Raw genomic sequence first — 6000 nt, forward strand, 5'->3', positions numbered from 1 at the left:
ACGTAGAGCAAGTTGAGAACGACAAGATTTTTCTGATACATGAAATGAAAAATCCATTGAGTGGTCTTATAAATATTGAGAACCAGGCAATAACTATGATTCATTCTCTATGGTTGTTCTGAAAATAACCATTGCTCGGATTGGGTATAATCAAGGTCTATGATACCAAGACTAGCCATTTTGCTGTTAATCCTGAGCGTTGTCGTTAGTGGATGCGCCCAGGTGACTACTGTAGCTAGCCCCACCATCACCTCTCCAGGCGTGCTGACTCCATATATGACGGTGACGCCTAGCCCCACTCGTGCGCTGCCAACCATCCAGCTGACGATCCCCGTGACACCCTCGCCTACCCCCACTCCATTCCTGTATACTGTTAAAAACGATGACACCATGCTGGGTATTGCCTTTCAATTCGGGATCACCCTGGATGAGCTTAAGGCGGCTAATCCCACAGTCGACCCGCATTTCATGGGTGAGGGTTTACAGCTGGTCATACCTTTGAGCGGTGCCACCCCAGAAGCTCTCCCCAGCCCCACTGCTGTGCCCGTGGTTCTAGGGTCGCCACGCTGCGTACGCACCGGCGATGGGGGTGCCTGGTGTATCGTTGCCATCAAGAATGATCTCGAAGAGAGTCTCGAAAACCTATCGGTATGGATCGGTCTATTGGATGATCAGGGTGAGACTTTCGCCAGCCAAACTGCCTATGCACCATTGAATATCCTAAGACCGGGAGATAGCATGCCGTTGATGGCATACTTTGCCCCACCCTTGCCAGATACTTTCGAACCGCGCAGTGAACTACTAAGCGCACTGATAGTTAATGGTGCTGACGAACGCTACCTTGATCCTCAGGTGAATATCGACCAGGTGGTGATCGACCCAGATGGCAGTGAAGCCACGCTGAGCGGCAATGTGCTGCTCCCCGAAGGGTCTACACTTTCGCAGTTATGGTTATTGGCTGTGGCTTTCGATGCCGATGGGAATATCCTCGGGATGCGTAAGTGGAAATCGGCGGGGGAGACCGAGTTTGATTTCACGGTATACAGCCTGGCGGGTGCAATTGATCACATCGAAGTGCTGGCCGAAGCAAGACCGTAGTTAGCATTACGAGACTCACGCGACTTCCCCCAAGCCTGACACATGAATAGTCTATCAATAAATCCGGGGAAAGCCTTATAATATTTCTTGATTGTGAATATAGATCTAATTGACCTGAGGAGGATAGCCGATCACACCAGCGGGACCGGGATAAATACCAGGATGAAGAGAATCACACCCAGAACTGCTAGGGCTTTGCGCTTCGGGTCGAGTGGGGTGATCTGGTCGAGCGGTTCTGCATGCAGGCGACCGAGGAAGAAGATCAGTGCTGCCCATAGCCACCAGCCACTCCAGGCAAAGCCTAATAAAATTAAAGCGACCAAGATGAAGGGGAGCAACCTCACCGATTTCTTTCCGATCAAGACATACATGATATGCCCACCATCTAGCTGACCAGCAGGAATCAGGTTCAGGGATGTCACCAGTAGCCCGGCCCAACCCGCCCAAACAATCGGGTTGATGATGACATCGAAACCACCCGCGGGTAGGGGCGAGCTGGTAAAGAAGTAACGGATCCAATATAAGATGGGGTTTACACCCGCATAGGTAGCCGGTTGGGGTAAAAGCTGCCCTTTGATGATCAATTTGAGGAGCAGATAGATGATAGAGTTGCCCTCAAAAATCTGGCCGAGTGGCAATGGGTAAGGGATCTTCTGAACCGGTGAAAGATAGATACCTAAAATCAGAATTGGGATAGCCACCAGCACACCTGCCAGGGGACCGGCGATGCCGATATCTAATAATATCCGTCTGTTTTTAGGTGGTTCTTTTAATTGGATAAACGCACCCATCGTCCCGAAGTAGCTGAGTGGAAATGGGATGAAAAAAGGCAGGGTGACTGTAGTTTTGTGATACCGACCGGCAAGGTAATGGCCAAATTCGTGGAAGACCAGGATCGTCATGAGCGGTATGGCGAAAGGAAGGCCACTTTTCATAAAACTCATCCAGCCATTGACTGTGTTAGGTAGTACGCCGGTCGAAAAGAAGAATGCCCCAGCAAACGTCACGCTGATTACAGTCAGGATGAAAAACACAATATTTCCCCAGACCTTGGTTGGTTTGGGTTGAATGATACCTTTCATCAGCTGGATAACTTGCTGATCACCTTCCATGCGGAACAGTGGAGTCACGTATAATGGCCGCAGCTCCTGCGCTAGCTGCTCATACGCCTCGGCAGAATTATCGTTAAGCAAATTACCCCGATAGCGTAGTAAATAGCCTTTCTTTTCATCACCTTCGTAGGTTTCGAACACCCGAAAGTATTTCGTGATGATCGGTGTGTAGAGATCGTTCTCTTCAGGAAGCATAATTTTCCCAATCCTTTACCATTAATAATAGGCGGGAGTGGATGGGGGTCGAACCCACCGCGGCCCGCAACGCGACCCGCCACCGGTTTTGAAGACCGGGGAGCCCACCGGAACTCAACCACTCCCAACGGCTAAGGATACCGCAGGGGGGTGCTTTTGGCAAGGAAACAAGGTTAAGTTAAGTTTATCAGGCTATGTGAACAATCCGCCCAGAGGCATCTCAAGGGGAATGTCGCGTTTGTGTTGAACAATTCTGAGAAATAAGTATATTGGGAAGTTAGGATTCCAACCGATATGTCATTGGTAATCTTGTAGATCTTCTTCAGTTTAATATACTTAATTTCTGATCGTCACGCATTGAGCTTTGGTGGCAGCAGCAACCAGGATATTCCCTTGGCTGGCCAGAAAGCGCAAACCATCAAGATAAGATCAACTCAACCTGGTCACCAACCTGTGCACTGAGGGACTGCGCGGCATTCCCATTCACGATGGATATGGCAATTGAGTCGCTACTATCTCGTAAGGCAATCAGGGTTCCAGATGGTTCCTGCGCAAAACTGGATGCTTAACCGGATATCGACTTATTTTTTATCCTGACAATTGCATTCCTTTGCTCACCCTCGAGACTGAAGTGCAGGTTGGTGGATAAATTTCTAAAATGATCAATGGAAATTACCTGTCCAATCCAGCCTTTTTGAGTCGATTGTGGTCTGGGTATTTCCAAGCGGATCGGATCATCAATCAAGGTTCCCAGGGATCTAAACCTTGTTCCCAAGGCCAGATAGGCTGCGACCGAAGCAAATATATCACGCCCGTGAATGGTGTTCGACACCGATGGCAGCCAATATGCTGGTTTGTTCAGGTTAATAAACCTCGCAGGCAAATTATTAGATTCGGCCTGTTCAATAACAATAGTCAATAGTCCATTATCGGGGGCTATGAAATAGTGTGAGCCAATATTGGCAGCAATCGCCCGGCGAGGCGTGCCCACACCCGGGACGACGACCGTCACATGAATGCTCTCATCCGGGAAATAATAGTAGGAACGACCAAGCAATAGCGCAGCTTCCAGCACGTTTTGAGGGGCAATTTCATGGCTGAGATCAGCAATCTGAGCTTGAGGGGCGATACTCCAGATCACCCCCTTCATGACTCCTGGGTATCCATCCCGGATCCCGAAATCCGTTAGCAGCGTGATGACTGTCATGCACCTATTTAACCACAATTACAGTGCCGACCATCCCGGCACCAGAATGGACAGATAAGCCGGGTGTGACTTCAACCAGTGGAATATCCGCTGGGCAGCTCATCCTGCTCCGCATCTCTTCGGAAAACTGTTGGGCCATCTGGGTGGAGTTGACGTGCAGAACGCACATCTTTTCGATCTGTTTTTCACCGATAGAAAGGGCACATAGTTCGATGACCCTTTCCCAGGATTTTTTCTGGGTCCGCACCCGTTCTAGCAAGTCTAGCTTTCCGTCACGGATGGTTAAGATGGGCTTTACACTCAGCACTGATGCAACACCAGCAGCCAGGTTGCTTACCCGGCCACCCATGGCCAGATATTTTAATGTGGAAAGGGCTGTATACAAACAAGTCCTTGATCGAAGATCATCCACCACCTGGATGATCTCCCGAACAGTTGCACCTTGAGCAGCAGCTTCCGCGGCTGCCAGAACCATAAACCCCAACCCCATTGACAGGCTGCGGGAATCAATCACCTGGATTTCCCGGTCAGGAAATTCTGCACTGGCAGTGACCGCAGCATTAAAGGTGGCACTCATTTCTTTACTGACGCATATGCATACAATCTTCGCTGCTCCAGCATCGAATGCATTTTTATACGCAGCGATGAATTTTCCTGGTGCTGGAGCGGCTGTAGTAGGCAGTTTACCCTCTCCATCAATACGGCGGAAGGTGTCTGCATCGTTGATCGCATAGACCGCTTCATAGGATTGTTCACCAAAGTTTACTGTGATGGGCACCTGGTAGATGTTATAACGTGCTGCAATCTCAAACGGAATTCTTGAATCTGTATCGGTTATTATAGCGATTTCCTGCATATTTTCTCCTGACGGCATATCATACCACTTCCATTAACCCTCTTGGGTTTCTTAGGGTGTGATAAAATATCGGGCAATTGTCAGCAGGAAGATCAACCGGATAATAATTGATCTGTTTGTGACTGGAGGATGTATGGATCGTGCGGAATTAATCTCACGTGTAAAAGAAGACGCAGTAAAGTTTATTTCCTTGCAATTTACAGACGTAATCGGCACTGTGAAGAGCGTGGATATCCCTATCGCCCGCCTAGCCGACGCATTAGAAGATGGCATGTGGTTCGATGGCTCGTCGGTTGAAGGATTCGCCCGCATCCAGGAGAGTGATATGCGCCTGGTAGCGGATCTCGACACGTATGCCGTGCTGCCGTGGACATTGCCGGATTTACGCCGGGCGCGCATCTTCTGTGAGATTTTCCAACCGGACGGTAAACCTTTTCCTGGGGACCCGCGCGGCACCCTTAAACGACTACTGGTTGAGTTAGCCAAGCGCGGCTGGAAGTATAACGTTGGCCCTGAACCGGAGTTTTTCCTCTTCCGCGGGGGAAACGGTCAGGAGAGTATTCATCCAGTTCCCCATGACGTGGGCGGCTATTTTGATTTTTCAGCCAACGATGAAGCTGTGAGGGTTCGCACCGAGCTGATGGATGCCTTGGAAGGGATGGGATTAGAAGTGGAAACTGGCCACCATGAAGTGGCACTGGGGCAGCATGAGATCGACTTCCGCTTCGATGACGCCTTACGCACCGCCGATAACGTCTTGACTTTAAAATACACCGTCAAGGCGATTGCTGCCCAGCACGGTTTGATTGCCTCATTCATGCCGAAACCCATTTTTGGCATCAATGGCTCGGGGATGCACGTGCATCAATCACTGTTTGACATGCAGGGTAAAAATCTATTCTCTGACACCGAGGATGAATTCCATTTATCAAATACCGCTTATCAATTCATCGCTGGTCAGTTGCAGCATGCACGTGCCCTGGCAGCTATCGTAGCACCCACGGTGAATTCCTATAAACGTCTTGTGCCGGGTTATGAAGCTCCGGTATACATCGGTTGGGCGCAAATAAACCGCTCGGCTCTCATCCGCATCCCGCGTTGGTCACCTGGCAGGGATAATTCCACGCGTGCTGAGCTTCGCTTCCCCGATCCGTCTTCCAATCCTTATCTGGCCTTCACGGCTATGCTGGCAGCCGCCCTGGATGGCATCGATCGGAGATTACCTTGCCCCAAGCCCTTGAATCAGGTTAACGTCTATGAGCTATCCAGTGATGAGCGTAAGGAATTGGGTGTGGCAGAGCTGCCTGGCTCATTAGGTGAAGCATTGAACGAGTTGGAGAATGACACCGTTATCAGAAACTCAGTAGGCGATACGATTTACGAAACTTTCGTCAGGGCAAAGAAGGAAGAAATCGTGGAATACCAGATGAAGGTCACAGATTGGGAACTTGAAAGATATCTGGAACAAGCCTGATCCTTAAAGAAGAATTTCTATGAACCGCCATGCTCTGATCTGAACCCTAAAAAATAGA

5 protein-coding genes and 1 tRNA gene are annotated in these 6000 nt (G+C 49.6%); 2 read left to right on the top strand and 4 right to left on the bottom strand.

Annotated elements, in window-relative coordinates:
- Positions 1-159 precede the first annotated feature (159 nt).
- Positions 160-1098: a hypothetical protein gene (locus C3F13_09885; GenBank protein PWB53270.1), complete on the top strand. Its 939-nt coding sequence runs from the start codon at positions 160-162 to the stop codon at positions 1096-1098.
- Between the two features lie 131 nt (positions 1099-1229).
- On the opposite strand, the gene C3F13_09890 is transcribed toward C3F13_09885, so the two are convergent.
- The 4 genes from C3F13_09890 to C3F13_09905 form a co-directional block, all read right to left on the bottom strand.
- Positions 1230-2405, bottom strand: coding sequence for a site-2 protease family protein (locus C3F13_09890; GenBank protein ID PWB53271.1), 1176 nt, complete (start codon positions 2403-2405; stop codon positions 1230-1232).
- A 33-nt stretch (positions 2406-2438) separates the two neighbouring features.
- Positions 2439-2530, bottom strand: a tRNA-Sec gene (locus tag C3F13_09895).
- Positions 2531-2970: 440 nt separating this feature from the next.
- Positions 2971-3612 (bottom strand): hypothetical protein, encoded by a 642-nt coding sequence (locus C3F13_09900; protein PWB53272.1) that lies wholly within the window; start codon positions 3610-3612, stop codon positions 2971-2973.
- 4 nt (positions 3613-3616) lie between these two features.
- Positions 3617-4486 (bottom strand): hypothetical protein, encoded by an 870-nt coding sequence (locus tag C3F13_09905; GenBank protein ID PWB53273.1) that lies wholly within the window; start codon positions 4484-4486, stop codon positions 3617-3619.
- A 115-nt stretch (positions 4487-4601) separates the two neighbouring features.
- Here C3F13_09905 and glnA point away from each other — a divergent pair, with 115 nt between their 5' ends.
- On the top strand, positions 4602-5942 hold the full coding sequence (gene glnA, locus C3F13_09910; GenBank protein ID PWB53274.1) for a type I glutamate--ammonia ligase: 1341 nt from the start codon (positions 4602-4604) through the stop codon (positions 5940-5942).
- Positions 5943-6000 lie beyond the last annotated feature (58 nt).

This window comes from Anaerolineales bacterium, from assembly GCA_003105035.1.
In the GTDB taxonomy this organism is placed as follows: domain Bacteria; phylum Chloroflexota; class Anaerolineae; order Anaerolineales; family UBA4823; genus FEB-25.